General features: G+C 72.2%; 13 protein-coding genes. 2 read left to right on the top strand and 11 right to left on the bottom strand.

All coding sequences use genetic code 11. The features are described from left to right. The first annotated feature begins 100 nt into the window (after positions 1 to 100). Positions 101 to 868 (top strand): SDR family NAD(P)-dependent oxidoreductase, encoded by a 768-nt coding sequence (locus tag ACGF5O_RS36125; RefSeq protein ID WP_393814128.1) that lies wholly within the window; start codon positions 101 to 103, stop codon positions 866 to 868. 21 nt (positions 869 to 889) lie between these two features. Here ACGF5O_RS36125 and ACGF5O_RS36120 read toward each other — a convergent pair whose 3' ends face one another. Genes ACGF5O_RS36120 through ACGF5O_RS36105 form a run of 4 tightly spaced genes read right to left on the bottom strand, consistent with a single transcriptional unit; the run spans position 890 to position 5,131 of the window. Then, positions 890 to 1,675, bottom strand: coding sequence for an enoyl-CoA hydratase/isomerase family protein (locus ACGF5O_RS36120; protein WP_393814127.1), 786 nt, complete (start codon positions 1,673 to 1,675; stop codon positions 890 to 892). A 1-nt stretch (position 1,676) separates the two neighbouring features. Further along, positions 1,677 to 2,765, bottom strand: a complete 1,089-nt coding sequence (locus ACGF5O_RS36115; RefSeq protein ID WP_393814126.1) for an acyl-CoA dehydrogenase family protein — start codon at positions 2,763 to 2,765, stop codon at positions 1,677 to 1,679. After that, complete coding sequence (locus ACGF5O_RS36110; protein WP_393814125.1) at positions 2,752 to 3,645, bottom strand: acyl-CoA dehydrogenase family protein; 894 nt, start codon at positions 3,643 to 3,645, stop codon at positions 2,752 to 2,754. The genes ACGF5O_RS36115 and ACGF5O_RS36110 overlap by 14 nt, the downstream gene beginning before the upstream one ends. After that, positions 3,623 to 5,131, bottom strand: a complete 1,509-nt coding sequence (locus tag ACGF5O_RS36105) for a class I adenylate-forming enzyme family protein (RefSeq protein ID WP_393814124.1) — start codon at positions 5,129 to 5,131, stop codon at positions 3,623 to 3,625. The genes ACGF5O_RS36110 and ACGF5O_RS36105 overlap by 23 nt, the downstream gene beginning before the upstream one ends. A 97-nt stretch (positions 5,132 to 5,228) precedes the next feature. On the opposite strand from ACGF5O_RS36105, the gene ACGF5O_RS36100 reads away from it, so the two are divergent. Further along, positions 5,229 to 6,230 carry a 2Fe-2S iron-sulfur cluster-binding protein gene (locus tag ACGF5O_RS36100; RefSeq protein WP_393814123.1) on the top strand — a complete coding sequence of 334 codons (1,002 nt, stop codon included), beginning with the start codon at positions 5,229 to 5,231 and terminating at the stop codon, positions 6,228 to 6,230. On the opposite strand, the gene ACGF5O_RS36095 is transcribed toward ACGF5O_RS36100, so the two are convergent. The 7 genes from ACGF5O_RS36095 to ACGF5O_RS36065 form a co-directional block, all read right to left on the bottom strand. Further along, positions 6,207 to 7,262: a CoA transferase gene (locus tag ACGF5O_RS36095; RefSeq protein ID WP_362596459.1), complete on the bottom strand. Its 1,056-nt coding sequence runs from the start codon at positions 7,260 to 7,262 to the stop codon at positions 6,207 to 6,209. The two genes, ACGF5O_RS36100 and ACGF5O_RS36095, sit on opposite strands and share 24 nt — an antisense overlap. Further along, a complete protein-coding gene (locus ACGF5O_RS36090) occupies positions 7,259 to 8,215 on the bottom strand; it encodes a TIGR03564 family F420-dependent LLM class oxidoreductase (protein ID WP_393814122.1) in 957 nt (318 codons plus the stop codon). The genes ACGF5O_RS36095 and ACGF5O_RS36090 overlap by 4 nt, the downstream gene beginning before the upstream one ends. A gap of 73 nt (positions 8,216 to 8,288) precedes the next feature. After that, positions 8,289 to 8,681 (bottom strand): cobalamin B12-binding domain-containing protein, encoded by a 393-nt coding sequence (locus ACGF5O_RS36085; protein ID WP_393814121.1) that lies wholly within the window; start codon positions 8,679 to 8,681, stop codon positions 8,289 to 8,291. Beyond that, positions 8,681 to 10,261: a methylmalonyl-CoA mutase family protein gene (locus ACGF5O_RS36080; protein WP_393814120.1), complete on the bottom strand. Its 1,581-nt coding sequence runs from the start codon at positions 10,259 to 10,261 to the stop codon at positions 8,681 to 8,683. The genes ACGF5O_RS36085 and ACGF5O_RS36080 overlap by 1 nt, the downstream gene beginning before the upstream one ends. 179 nt (positions 10,262 to 10,440) lie before the next feature. After that, positions 10,441 to 11,265 carry an SDR family oxidoreductase gene (locus ACGF5O_RS36075; protein ID WP_393814119.1) on the bottom strand — a complete coding sequence of 275 codons (825 nt, stop codon included), beginning with the start codon at positions 11,263 to 11,265 and terminating at the stop codon, positions 10,441 to 10,443. Between the two features lie 87 nt (positions 11,266 to 11,352). Continuing rightward, entirely contained in the window at positions 11,353 to 11,769 is a 417-nt protein-coding gene (locus ACGF5O_RS36070; protein WP_393814118.1) for a hypothetical protein, read from the bottom strand. Between the two features lie 189 nt (positions 11,770 to 11,958). Further along, the gene (locus ACGF5O_RS36065) at positions 11,959 to 13,422 is read right to left on the bottom strand and encodes an MFS transporter (protein ID WP_393814117.1); all 1,464 of its coding nucleotides are present in this window, start codon (positions 13,420 to 13,422) and stop codon (positions 11,959 to 11,961) included. Positions 13,423 to 13,577 lie beyond the last annotated feature (155 nt).

The following is a 13,577-nucleotide window of genomic DNA, read 5'->3' as shown; positions in this document are numbered from 1 at the left end:
GGAGGTCTCCAACTCGGCGGGCCGGACAGGGATCTCAGCACACTGCGAGAATGCTACTCTCCTCATACTAGAACCATGTATCCCTGGGAGGGGAGTCGCGATGCGGGTTCAAGGGGCGTCGGCGGTCGTGGTGGGCGGGGCCGGAGGTCTGGGCGAGGCGACCGTCCGTCGGCTGCACGCGGCGGGAGCGTCCGTGGTCGTCGCCGATCTCGCCGACGAGAAGGGCAAGTCGCTGGAGGAGGAGCTGGGGGTCCGGTACGTGCGGACGGACGCCACCGACGAGGGCCAGGTGCGTGCGGCGCTCGGGGAGGCGGAGTCGCTGGGCCCGCTGCGGATCTCGGTGGACGTGCACGGCGGTCCGGCGAGCGGCGGCCGGCTGGTCGGCAGGGACGGCGAGCCGCTGGACCTCGCCGGGTTCCGGCGGACCGTCGACATCTATCTGACCGGCGTCTTCAACGTCCTGCGGCTGGCCGCCGCCGCGATGGCCCGACAGGAACCGGTGGATGAGGACGGCGGCCGGGGGGTCGTCGTCAACACCGCGTCCATCGCGGCGTACGAGGGCCAGATCGGGCAGTTGCCGTACGCGGCCGCCAAGGGCGGGGTCGCCGCCATGACCCTGGTGGCCGCCCGCGACCTGTCCCCGCTCGGCATCCGGGTCGTCACCGTCGCGCCGGGCACGTTCCTGACGCCCGCCTACGGCAAGGCCGGCGACCAGCTGGAGGAGTACTGGGGGCCGCAGGTCCCGCACCCCCGGCGGATGGGCCGCTCCCCCGAGTACGCGGCCCTCGTCCAGCACATCTGCGAGAACGACTATCTCAACGGCGAGGTGATCCGCCTGGACGGGGCGCTGCGCTTCCCTCCGAAGTGAGCCCCGCCCTGGGGTCGCCGGTCACTTCTCCCGGTTCGTGAGGCGGGCCAGGGTGTCCCGGAAGTCGTCGGTCTGGAAGGACTGTTCCTCGGCGGTCGTGGCGTAGTCGAGGGTGGCGAGGACCGCGCGTTCCAGGTGCAGGTTGAGGATGCGTTTGGTGCTCTCCGCCGCCTGCCGGGGCAGTCCCGCGATCCGCTTGGCGCAGGCGGTCGCCTCGGCGAGCGGGTCGGCCACCACATGGTTGGCCAGGCCGAGGGCGACGGCCTTCTCGGCCGGGATACGGGCGCCGGTGAGCGCGTACTCCTTGGCGAGCAGCAGGCTGGTGTGCAGGGGCCAGGTGAGCGGGCCGCCGTCGGCCGCGACCAGGCCGACCTGGACGTGCGGGTCGGCGAGGTAGGCGGATTCGGCCATGTAGACGATGTCGCTGAGCGCGACCAGGCTGCAACCGAGGCCCACGGCCGGGCCGTTGACGGCGGCGACGACGGGGACCCGGCAGCGGACCATGCCAAGGACCAGGTCCCGGCCGTGCGCGATGGTCCTGGCCCGCAGGTCGGGATCCTGCCTGATCTCGTCGAGGTAGTCGAAGTCGCCGCCCGCCGAGAACGCCTTTCCCGCCCCGGTGAGTACGGCCGCCCGCGCGTCCCGGTCGTCGGCGAGCCGGGGCCAGAGCCGGGCGAGGCCGGTGTGCAGCGGGTCGTTGACGGCGTTGAGCGCGTCGGGCCGGTTGAGGGTGATGATCCGCAACGGCCCGTCCGCGCGGACCTCGATCTCCGCAGGCATGCCGTACATGTGCTGACCGTCCGTCATGTCAGGCTCCCAGTCCGAGGATCCGCGAGGCGATGATGTTCTTCTGGATCTGCGAGGTGCCGCCCATGACGCTCTGCGCGCGGCTGTAGAGGTAGGTGTGCAGGAGCTCCGGGTCGTCGGTGCCGCCGACGGCCAGGGCCGCGTGGCCCACCGTCTGTTCGGTCCAGGTCATGAGGAGCTTGTCCAGGGAGCCCTCGGGGCCGTGGGAGACGCCGTCGAGCTGCTCGGAGAGCCTGCGGCGCACGTGCAGGCGCAGCATCTCCGTCTCCACGATCGCCCAGGCGAGCTCCGGCGGCGGGGTGCCCGGGGTGCGGGCCACGAGGTCGCCGACGATTTTGCCGTACCGGGCGGAGAAGCCGAGGGTGGAGGGTTCGCGTTCGTGTCCGACGACGGTCATGGCCAGCGCCCAGCCCTCCCCCGGCGCGCCTACCATCTGGTCGTCCGGCACGGTCGCACCGTCGAACAGGACCTGCCCGAACTCCTTGGTCACCCCGCTCATCATCTTCAACGGGCGCTGCTCCACGCCGGGTTGGTCCATGGCGACGACGAACGCGGAGATGCCCCGGTGGCGGGGTGCGTCCGGGTCGGTGCGGGCGAGGAGCAGGCACCAGTCGGCGACGTCGGAGTAACTGGTCCAGATCTTGTGGCCGTTCACCACGTAGGTGTCGCCGTCGCGGGTGGCGGTGGTGGTGAGGGAGGCGAGGTCGGAGCCGGCGCCGGGTTCGCTGAAGCCCTGGCACCAGCGCTCGGTGCCGTCGATCATGCCGGGCAGGAAGCGGCGGCGCAGTTCCTCGCTGCCGTGCCGGCCGAGGCCCTGGACGAGGTAGCCTAGGCTGGGGCGGGCCGGGGCCCCGGCGCGGACCAACTCCTCGTCCAGGATGACGTCGTAGACCGGCGGGAGGTCGTGGCCGCCGTACCGCTCGGGCCAGGAGAGGCCGAAGAATCCGGCCGCGTGCAGGGCGCGGTGCCAGTCGCCCTGGCGGGCCCAGTACGCGTCGCCGGACGTGGGGAAGGCGCCGGCGTGCTCGGCCAGCCAGGTGCGCAGGCGGTCGCGGAAGGCGGCCTCCTCGGGCGAGTCACGAAAGTCCACGGTCGATCTCCTCCAGGCGCACGGGGAACAGGTCGGCGGACGTCAGCGCCCGGCGCAGATGGACATGGGCGAGGCACTCCCAGGTGTTGCCGATGCCGCCGTGCACCTGGACGGCGGTCTCGCAGACGGTGCGGGCGGCGCGGGCGCAGTAGAGCTTGGCGATCCGGGCGGCCCTGAGTGCCTCGGCGGGCGGCAGTTCGTCGACGGCCCAGGCCGCGTGCCGCAGGACGCTGACCGAGCCCTCGATGAGGGCCAGCCCTTCGGCGAGGAGATGGGCGACGGCCTGGTAGGAGCCGATCGTCCGGCCGTACTGTTCACGGATCCTGGCGTAGTCGCAGGCGAGGGTGTGCGCGCCACGGGCCGCGCCGACGAGGTCGGCGGAGGTGGCGACGAGGGCCAACGTCCGCCAGCGGTGGGCCGCTTCGGCGGTGACCGTGCCGATCTCCTCGGAAGTGCCGCATAGTTCGGCGGTGCGGCGGGTCAGGTCGGCGCCGGGGGCGAGGGGGCCGATCCCGGTGGACAGCACCCGGTTGCCCGCGAGGGCCACGGCGTGTCGCATGCCGCGCGTGTCCCAGGCCCGTCCGGCCGCCGCCACGGTTGCCGAGGAGAGGTCGGGAACCAGGTCGTCGGCGAGCAGCGGCCCGAGGATCGGTACGTCGACCAGTCCGCGCCCGAACTCCTCAACCACCAGGGCCACTTCGACCCCGGAGGCGCCGTCCGAGCGCAGCGCCCGCCAGGCGGTGGCCTCGACCGCCTTCTCCAGCCGGGCGACCCGGTCGGCGTCGTCCAGTGCGAGGACCGAGCCGGGCCCCAAGTCGTCGGCCAAGCGGGCTGCCGCGTCCCGGAGTTGGCGCTGCTCAGCTGTCAGCCGTACGTCCATCGCGCTCCTTGGGAAGCTCTTCGTTGTGAAGCTCGTCCTTGACCAGCCGTTCCTTGAAGGCCTGCTCCTTGAGGACCTGCTCTTTGAGGGACTGCTCTTTGAGGACCCGCTCTTTGAGCACTCGTCGCAGCACCTTCCCCGAGGGCAGGCGCGGGATCTCGGTCACGAACTCGACGCGGCGCGGCCGTTTGTAGGAGGCCAGCCGGCTGCCGACCAGGTCGACGAGTTCGGCGGCCTCGACGGGCGCGGCCCGCCGCACCGCCGCCACGACAGCCTCCCCGTCGGCGCCGTCGGGGACGCCGAACACCGCGCAGTCGGCGACCGCCGGATGACCGTGCAGGACGGCCTCGACCTCGGCGGGGGCGACCTGGAATGCCCGCACTTTGATCATCTCCTTCGAGCGGTCGGTGAGGTACACCCAGCCGTCCGCGTCGACACTGCCGACGTCACCGGTGCGGTACCAGCCGTCATGGAGGACGTCGGCCGTGGCCTCGGCCGGGAGGTAGCCGGCCATCAGGGACACGGAGCGCACCTCGATCTCCCCGGTCACGCCCGGTCCGACCGGCTCCCCGGTGTCCAGCGAGACGACCCGCAGGCGCACCCCGGGCACGGGACGGCCGGGCGTGTCCAGCCGGGCTCCGTCGAGCGGGTTGCAGGCGATGACCGGCAGTTCGCTCGCCCCGTACGCGGGTATCCAGCCGACGCCCGTCCGCCGGGTCACCGTCTCGGCGATGCTCGGGGTCACCGGGGTGGCGCCCCACATGATGTAGCGCAGTGAGGACAGATCGTAGGACTCCAGCTTCGGGTGGGAGGCGAGGGCGAGCGCGATCGGGGCGACGGCCATCTCCACGGTGATCCGGTCGAGTTCGATGTGGTGCAGCAGCCGGTCCAGGTCGAACCGGCGGTGCAGCCGCAGCCGGGCGCCGGTTTCGAGGGCCGTGACGATGTTGAGCAGGCCAAGGATGTGCGAGGGCGGGGTGGCGATCTGCATCCGGTCGCGGGCGGTGAGGCCGAGGGCGTCCCGCCAGTGGCGGACGGCGGCGGCCAGCGAGCCGTGGGTGTGCCGGACGGCCTTGGGCATCCCGGTGGTGCCCGAGCTGAACACCAGCACCGCGTCGGCTTCTCGGTCCACGGGCACCTCTCGCGCCCGTCCCGTCACGATCGGCTCGTCCAGGTGCAGCATCGGCATCAGACCGTCGAGTACCGGATGGTCGCCGACGGCATGGTCCGGCTCGGTGACGGCCAGGGCGTGCTCCACCTCGCCCCGCTTCCAGGCCGGGCTGAGCAGGACCACCGCCGCGCCCAGCCGCCAGACGGCCTGTACGGCGATCACGAACTCGGGCCGGTTGGACGACATCAGCGCCACCCGCTCCCCCGCCCGCAGGCCCCGCCGGGCCAGTGTCCCGGCCAACCCGTCCGCGAGCGCGGTCAGCTCGGCTCGGCTGTACTCCCGGTCGTCGAAGACCAGCGCGGCCCGTTCGGTCATCTCTCGCTCCCGCCCGTTGAGAGGGTCCCCTTCACCAGGTGAGAATAGTATTCTCGTTTGGACAGAACCTTGATACCAGAGCTTGAGGAGGGCGTCCATGGCGAGCCCGGCCCTGTTCCGGCGTGCGACCGTCGTCAAGATCGTCCAGGAGACCGCCGACGCCCGGACCTTCGTGCTGGACCCGCACGACGGCCCGTTCACCTATCTGGCCGGCCAGTTCTGCGTGTTCCGGGTCCGGGTCGACGGGCGGGACCTGCTGCGTTCGTACTCGATGTCGAGCGCCCCGGAGTCCGACGCCGAGCTGACGACGACGGTCAAACGCGTCCCGGGCGGCAGGGTCTCCAACTGGCTCCTCGACCGGATCGGCGAGGGCGACGAACTCGAACTGACCGAGCCTCGCGGGAAGTTCTGTCTGCGCCCGGCCGGGACACCGCTCCTCGGATTCAGCGGCGGCAGCGGTATCACCCCGATCCTCTCCCTGGCCAAGAGCGCCCTCGCCGGCACCGGGCGGAGCGTCCGCCTGCTCTGCGCCGACCGCGACCGGGACGCGGCGATCTTCCGCTCGGTGCTGGAGGAGTTGTCCGCCCGGTACCCCGGGCGGCTGACGGTCGTACGACACCTAGATGCCGAACGCGGGTTCCTGGACCCCGACGCCATACGGGAGTTCGTCGGGGCGGACACCGACGCGGACGCGTACGTGTGCGGGCCGGAGCCCTTCATGGAGCTCGTGGAGGCGGTGCTGCCCGGTCCGGGGCGGGTCTTCAGCGAGCGCTTCGGCGGCGGTGCGGCCGTACCCGCGGTCAACGGCACCAAGGCGCCGGAGGACGCCGGGACCGTCACCGTCCTCCTGGGCGGCGCCCGCGTCTCCGTGCCCAAGCACCCGAACGAGACCCTCCTGCAGAGCGCCCGCAGGGCCGGTCTCACCCCGCCGTTCTCCTGCGAGGCGGGCAACTGCGCCACCTGCATGGCCAGGGTGACGGAGGGCAGCGTGACGATGCGGGTGAACGACGTCCTCACCGAGGAGGAGGTCGCCGAGGGATACGTGCTCACCTGCCAGGGCGTGCCGGACGAGGGGTCAGTCACCGTCCACTACGAGTGAGCCGTGTTCGCCGAGGCGGGGCGGCGGCCGGAACTCGGGCTGGTATCCGGCGACCCGGACCGGGCTGCCGACCAGCCGGAAGCCGCCCGCACGCACGATCATCTCCGGGGTGGCGTCCAGCGCCTCGGGCAGGGTGCGCACGGCTGCCGCCGGGACGCCGAGCGGGCGCAGGCGCGCCTCCCAGCCCTTGGCCGTGTCGGCGGCCAGGGCCCGGGTGACGGCGGCGAGGACCTCGTCGCGGCGGGCGGCCCGCTCGGCCATCGTCGGGAAGCCGTCGATCCCGGCCTCGGCGGCGAAGGCCCGCCAGAAGCCGTCGTGCGTGACGAACAGCGCCAGGTACCCGTCGCCCGTGGGGAAGAGCTGGGCCGGTACGTAGTAGGAGTGGGCACCGTGGGGCATGCGGCGGGGTTCGACGCCGTCGTTGAGGTAGGCGGCGGCGCGGTAGTTGAGCTGGGCGAGCATCACGTCCCGCAGGGCGACCTCCACTTGGCCGCCGCGTCCGGACACGATCTGCGCGAGCAGTCCCAACGCGGCGGTCAGAGCCGCCGAGTTGTCGGCGGAGGAGTAGCCGGGCAGGGTCGGCGGACCGTCGGGGTCCCCCGTGAGCGCGGCGACGCCGGTCGCGGCCTGGATGACGTAGTCGAAGGCCGGGTCGTCGCCCGCGTCCAGCCCGTAGCCGGTCACGGCCACGCAGACGATCCGTTCGTTGAAGCGGCGCAGAGCGTCGTAGGTGAGGCCCAGGCGCCGGATCACCGACGGCTTGAGGTTCACCAGCAGTGCGTCCGCGTCGGCGGCCAACTCGCCGAGCCTGGCCTGCCCTTGCCCGGTCGTGAGGTCGAGGCGGATGCTGCGCTTGTTGCGGTTGATGCTGGCGAAATAGGCGTCGCCGACCTGCCGGGAGAGGTCGCCGCCGGGCGGTTCGATCTTGGTGACCTCGGCGCCGAGGTCGGCGAGCAGCATGGTGGCGAAGGGGCCCGCGAGGATGTGGCCGACCTCCAGGATGCGCAGCCCGGCCAGCGGTCCGGGGTTCACCGGAACTCCGCCGCGAGGCTGGCGATCATCTCCCGGGTACGGCGTTTGGAGGCGACCAGTTCCTCGCGGCCGTCGCCGAGGGGCAGCAGGCGTACGGACAGGTCGGTGACGCCCGCGTCCGCGAACCGCCGGAACCGGGCGGCGACGGCCGCCTCGTCGCCGGCCGCGCACAGGTCGCCGACGTCCTTGGCATCGCCGTACTCCAGCAGCCGCTGGTAGTTGGGCGAGATCTCCGCCTCGCCGAGAATACGGTTCGCGCGTTCCCGTGCCGCGTCGACCTCGGAGGGCCGGCACAGGCAGACCGGGATACCTGCGACGATGCGCGGTGCCGGACGTCCGGCGGCCTCGGCGGCCCTGGTGATGCGGGGGACGACGTGTTCGGCGACGGCCCGCTCGTCGGCCATCCACAGCACCGTCCCGTCGGCCCGCTCGCCCGCGAGGGCCAGCATGACCGGGCCGAGGGCGGCGAGCAGGACCGGCAGGGGTGCGACGGGACCGAGGTCGAGCGGGTTGTGCACGGTGTAGGTGGCGTTCTCGACGTCGACGGGGCCGGGGCCGCGGCGGGCCGCGTCCAGGATGTCGAGGTAGTCCCGGGTGAGCCCGGCCGGGCGCTCGTAGGGCAGGCCGAGCATGTCCCGGACGATCCAGTGGTGCGAGGGGCCCACCCCCAGGGCGAGCCGCCCGCCGGTGGCCGCCTGCGTGGACAGGGCCTGGCGGGCGAGCGCAATGGGGTGCTGGGCCTGGAGCGGTACGACGGCGGTGCCCAGCTCGATCCGCGAGGTGCGCGCGCCCATCAGCGCGACGGCGGTCAACGCGTCGAAGTCCGTGGGGATCTGCGGGATCCAGGCGGTGTCCAGTCCCGCCGACTCCGCCCACTCCACGTCCGCGAGCATCCGAGCCGCCTTGCGGGCGGAGTCGCCCCGCTCGGGCCCGATCATCACACCGATCCGCACGTTCCCTCCAGCTGTCCGGGTGCGGGCCCCGCTCCTGCGAAGAGCCGGGAAAAGTCAGGGGATTCAGGGGGATTCAGGGAGCCGCCGTGAGCGCGCGCACCTCGGCGACCACGACGTCCAGCGGGGTACCGGTGGGGAACACCCCCGCCGCGCCCGCGGCCTTGAGCCGCGGCACGTCCGCGGGCGGGATCGTGCCGCCGACGACGACAGCGATGTCCCCGGCGTCCGCGGCCCGCAGCGCCTCGACGGTCCGTGCCGTCAGCGCGAGATGCGCGCCGGAGAGCATGCTGAGGCCGACCATCGCCACGTCCTCCTGGACGGCGGTGGCCACGATGTCGTCGACGCGCTGCCGGATGCCGGTGAAGACGACCTCGAAGCCCGCGTCACGCAGGGCCCGCGCCACGATCTTGGCGCCCCGGTCGTGGCCGTCCAGGCCGGGCTTGGCGATGAGCACGCGGATCCCCATCAGAACACCACCGGCTGCCGGAACTCGCCCCACACGTTCTTGAGCGCCGTGACCATCTCGCCGACCGTGCAGTAGGCGTTGGCGCAGTCGATCAGGGGGCCCATGAGGTTGTCGGTGCCCTCGGCGGCCCGGGAGAGGGCGGCCAGCCGGGCCCGGACCTCGGCCGGATCGCGTTCGGCCCGGACGCGGGCGAGGCGTTTGAGCTGGGTCTCGCGGCCCCGCGCGTCGAGTTCGTAGGTGGCGATCTCCGGGGCGGGCTCGTCCGCGTCGACGTAGCGGTTGACGCCGACGACCGGGCGGGTGCCGGCCTCGACGTCCTGGTGGATCCGGTAGGCCTCGTCGGCGATGAGCCCCTGCAGATAGCCGTCCTCGATGGCCCGGACCATGCCGCCGTGCGCCTCCAGGTCGGCCATGATCTCTACGATCCGCTCCTCGGTGGCGTCGGTGAGGGCCTCGACGAAGTAGGAGCCGCCGAGCGGGTCGGCGACCCGGGCGACGCCGGTCTCGTGGGCGAGAACCTGCTGGGTGCGCAGGGCGAGGGTCGCCGACTCCTCACTGGGCAGGGCGAACGGCTCGTCCCAGGCGGCGGTGAACATCGACTGGACCCCGCCGAGAACGGACGCGAGCGCCTCGTAGGCGACCCGGACCGTGTTGTTGCGGGCCTGCGGGGCGTACAGCGAGGCGCCGCCGGCCACGCACCCGAAGCGGAACATGGCCGCCTTGTCGGACGCTGCGCCGTACCGCTCACGCACGAGGGACGCCCAACGCCTTCGCCCCGCACGGTACTTGGCGATCTCCTCGAAGAAATCGCCGTGCGTGTAGAAGAAGAAGGAGACCTGCGGGGCGAACTGGTCGATCGTCATCCGGCCGCGCTCCAGCACGGTGTCGCAGTACGTCACCCCGTCGGCGAGCGTGAACGCCATCTCCTGCACGGCGTTGGCGCCCGCGTCCCGGAAGTGCGCGCCGGCCACCGAGATCGCGTTGAACCTCGGCACCTCGGCGGCGCAGAACTCGATGGTGTCGGCGATCAGTCTGAGCGACGGCTCGGGCGGCCAGATCCAGGTGCCCCGGGAGGCGTACTCCTTGAGAATGTCGTTCTGGATGGTGCCGGTGAGCTTCGCCCGGGGGACTCCCCGGCGCTCGGCGGCGGCCACGTAGAACGCGAGCAGGATCGCCGCCGTGCCGTTGATGGTGAAGCTGGTGCTGATCCGGTCCAGCGGGATGCCCTCGAACAGCACCTCGGCGTCGGCCAGCGTGTCCACGGCCACCCCGACCCGGCCGACCTCCTCGCTCACCTCGGGGTCGTCGGAGTCGTAGCCGCACTGGGTGGGCAGGTCGAGCGCCACGGAGAGGCCCGTCCCGCCCTGTTCCAGCAGATAGCGGTAGCGCCGGTTCGACTCCTCGGCGGTGCCGAACCCCGAGTACTGCCGCAGCGTCCACAGCCGCCCCCGGTACCCGGACGCGTAGTTGCCGCGCGTGAACGGGAACGCACCCGGCACGGGCGGCTCGGCACCCCGGTCCGCCGGTCCGTAGACCGGCTTCAGCGGGATGCCGGACGAGGTCTGCACGAAGTCATCCATCGCCCGGATACGCTACTTGCACAAAAAGAGAATGCCAATACCGCAGGCGAGAATTATCCTGCCCTCTACAAGCAGCCCTGCTGAAGCGCCCCTTTAGGGGCGCGGGGAACTGCGCGACCAGCCCCCACGGCCCGCAGCCGCGCACAACCCGCAGCCACCCCCCACAGAGCGCTTCGACCTCACTCCTCCGCCACCGCCGCGCACAGCCCCCCGTCCACGACGACATCCACGCCCGTCACGAAGCTCGCCTCGTCCGACAGCAGGAACGCGGCGACGGCCGCGACCTCCTCGCACCGGCCGACCCGCCCCAGCGGCGTGCTCTCGACGAGCTCCCGTACCGACGCGTGCCGGGCCATCTCGAACCGCGTCTGCGGGGTGTCGATCGCGCCGGGCGACACCGAGCACACCCGGGCGCCCACCGGACCGAGCCGCACCGCCTCGGCGCGGACGAAGCGGTGCACGCCGTAGGTGGCCCACGGGTACGCCCAGGCGGGGTCCTCGATCGCCGGCCCCACCGCCTCGCGGACCCGGTCGAGGAACTCCTCCTGCAACGGGTCGTCGAGGACGGCCGCGACCGCCGGGTCGGGGTCGACGTGGGCAATCAGCGGGGACACGGAGGCCAGGTACACGAACGCCGTCCCGGCGCCGGCCAGCGGCCGCAGCGCCTCGGCGACCAGCGCGGTCGCGACGAAGTCGGCCTGGAGCATGCCCCGCCAGTCGGCCTCCTCGGGAGCGACGCCCTCGGCGTGCGCGACGGCCCGGAGCGTGCCGAGTTCCCCGGCCCGGGCGGCCAGCCGGGCCATGTCGTCGCGGTCGGCGGTGTCGCCCGCGAACGGTTCGGGGACGGCCCGGCCGCCGTGGCCCGACAGGTCCTTCGCGAACGCGGCCACGGCGGCCTCGTCACGGTCGACGAGCAACAGCACGTCCACCATGTCGGCCAGGCGGCTCGCGCATGCCTGCCCCGTCCCGCGACCGGCACCGGTGGCAATACCTACCGTGGTCATGCGCCACTCCTCACTAGAGACACTCGTCACAGGACGAGTGTCTCTCGGGTGGCGGCTTCCGGGCTCCGGCGGGGCCCGGAGACCGCGTCAGGACGTGCACACGCTCTTGAGCCGGTCGGCCGCGGCGTCGATCCGGCTGGAGTCGGGATGGGTGTCGCCGTTCAGGATCGCCTTGTTGTAGTCCTTGATCGCCTCGTTGAGGTCGTCGACCGCCTTGTCGACCTTGCCGTGGTCCTTGTTGTCCCCGTTGCCGTCCGTCTTGTCGTTGATCTTGTCCAGGTTCTTCTCGATGACGGTGATGGACTCCTCGGTGCGCGTGGGGTCCTGGATCGCGTCGGCGCCGGCCTTGTTGATGGCGGTGACGCTGTCCGCGATCGAGTCGGCGTTGGACAGGCAGTCCAGCGGGTTGTCGGGATCGCATCCGGTGGCGAGGGCGGCGGTCAGGGCGACGGCGGCTGCGGTGGTGGCGAGGACGGTGAAACGGCGGCGTCGGTCGACGGCCATGGGGTCGGTCCCTTCTGACGGCGGCGCGCTCGCGGCCACCGGCGGAATTCCTCGGCACGAGAGCCAGGTGCTCTCGATCTCTGCCGACCACGATCCCGTCCGCCGCCCGACGCGACGATGGAGCGGGCTCCCGGATCCCGGGTGTAGCCCGCTCCACCCCGCACGTCCGTGCGTCCGTGCGCCCGCAGGTCAGACCGTCTGCGGGACCGGGGTCTCCGCCTCGCCGAGCCGCCTGCTCCTCGGCACGAGCGCGACCAGCAGCGTCCCGAGGGCGCAGCATCCGACGACCAGCCAGAGACCGTTGGTGAAGCCCTGGTCGAGGTAGAACTGCGTGCCCTTGAGGACCACCCCGTGCTGGGCCATGACCACGAAGGCCAGCTGGGAGACGATGATCTGGGCAACGCCCTGGGCGAGGGTCTGGGCGCCGTTGGCGAGGGCCTGCTCGGCGGGCGTCACCACCTCGATGATCATGATGGGGACGACGGCGACGACCATGCCGGTACCCAGGCCCGCGACCACGCCCCAGCCCACGATCTGGGGGCCGTTGTGGTGCAGGTGGGTGCCGATGCCGTAGCCGACGACCGTGCACACGGAGCCGACGGCCAGCAGGATCCGGGCGTCCACGCGACGGGCGACCCAGCCGGTGCCCACGGCCCCGACGATGATCATCGCGCTGATCGGGCTGGTGACGATGGCGTTGTGGGTACCGGACCAGCCGAGGCCCTCGGAGACGTGCGGGATGTTCGGCATCAGCACGAGCAGCTGGATGACCACGCCGACGGCGCTGAGCGAGCCGGCCGCCACGGAGGTGGCCAGCAGCACGGTCCACACCGGCCGGCGCCGGGTCATGGCCGGCGGGAACAGCGGCTCGGCCACCCGGCGCTCGACGAGCAGGAAGGCGATCAGCACGACCACCGCGCCGACGACGAAGCCGATGAACTTGCCGCTGCCCCAGCCCCAGTCGGCCCCCTCTCCCACCGCGTACACGAGTCCGGTGACTCCGGCGCCGAGGAGGAGTCCGCCGGTCCAGTCCATGCGGCCCGTGCTCTGCCGGACCGGGCTCTCCGGGACGAAGAGGGCGACCATCGCGAAGCTGACGGCGGTGCTGACGGCCATGAACCAGAGCACGCCGCGGAATCCGTAGTCGTCGAGCAGCCAGCCGGCCAGGAACGGTCCGCCGAAGGCGACCAGGCCGACGCCGCCGGCAAGGATGCCGCTGGCGATGCCGACCCAGCGGCGCGGGAAGATGTCGCGGGTGATGGCGTACCCGATGGGCATCGTGGCCGCGTAGACACCGGCGAGACCGCGTCCGATGAGCAGGGTGCGGTAGTCGGTGGCGACGGCGGCGAGCAGGTCGCCGGCGAAGCCGAGCCCGGTGGCGATGAGCAGGACGCGCTTCTTCCCGAACAGGGCGGCGCCCTTGACCATGAACGGCAGGAAGAAGGTGCCGGTCAGCAGGGTCATCAGGGTGAACCAGGCGATCTGGGTGGTCCTGAAGTGGATCGCGACGTCGGCCTGGGCGATGCCGGACAGCGCGGCGACGAGCGACACGAGCTGGACCGTCCACAACAGCGCGACGACGACGAGCACGTTGCGTGTGGTGGAGCGGGATCTGTCGTCCGCCTGTGGCGGAACGGTCTGCGTCTGGGACATGGGGGCCTTCCGTGGACGGTCGGGGGCGCGGGAAGCCGCCGCGGGCAGACACGGCCTGAAGCGCCTTGCCGGAGGGGAGATCGGACGGGCACAGCGGTGAGCCGGCCGATCCGGAACGCCGACGTATCTCGTCGGCCCGTGCGAAGCGCGGGCTG

Origin of the sequence: Streptomyces sp. NPDC048291 (assembly GCF_043201715.1) — a bacterium.
Taxonomy (GTDB): Bacteria; Actinomycetota; Actinomycetes; order Streptomycetales; family Streptomycetaceae; genus Streptomyces.
The sequence above is the reverse complement of the archived record's forward strand: the minus strand, read 5'-3'. Positions and strand labels throughout refer to the sequence as shown.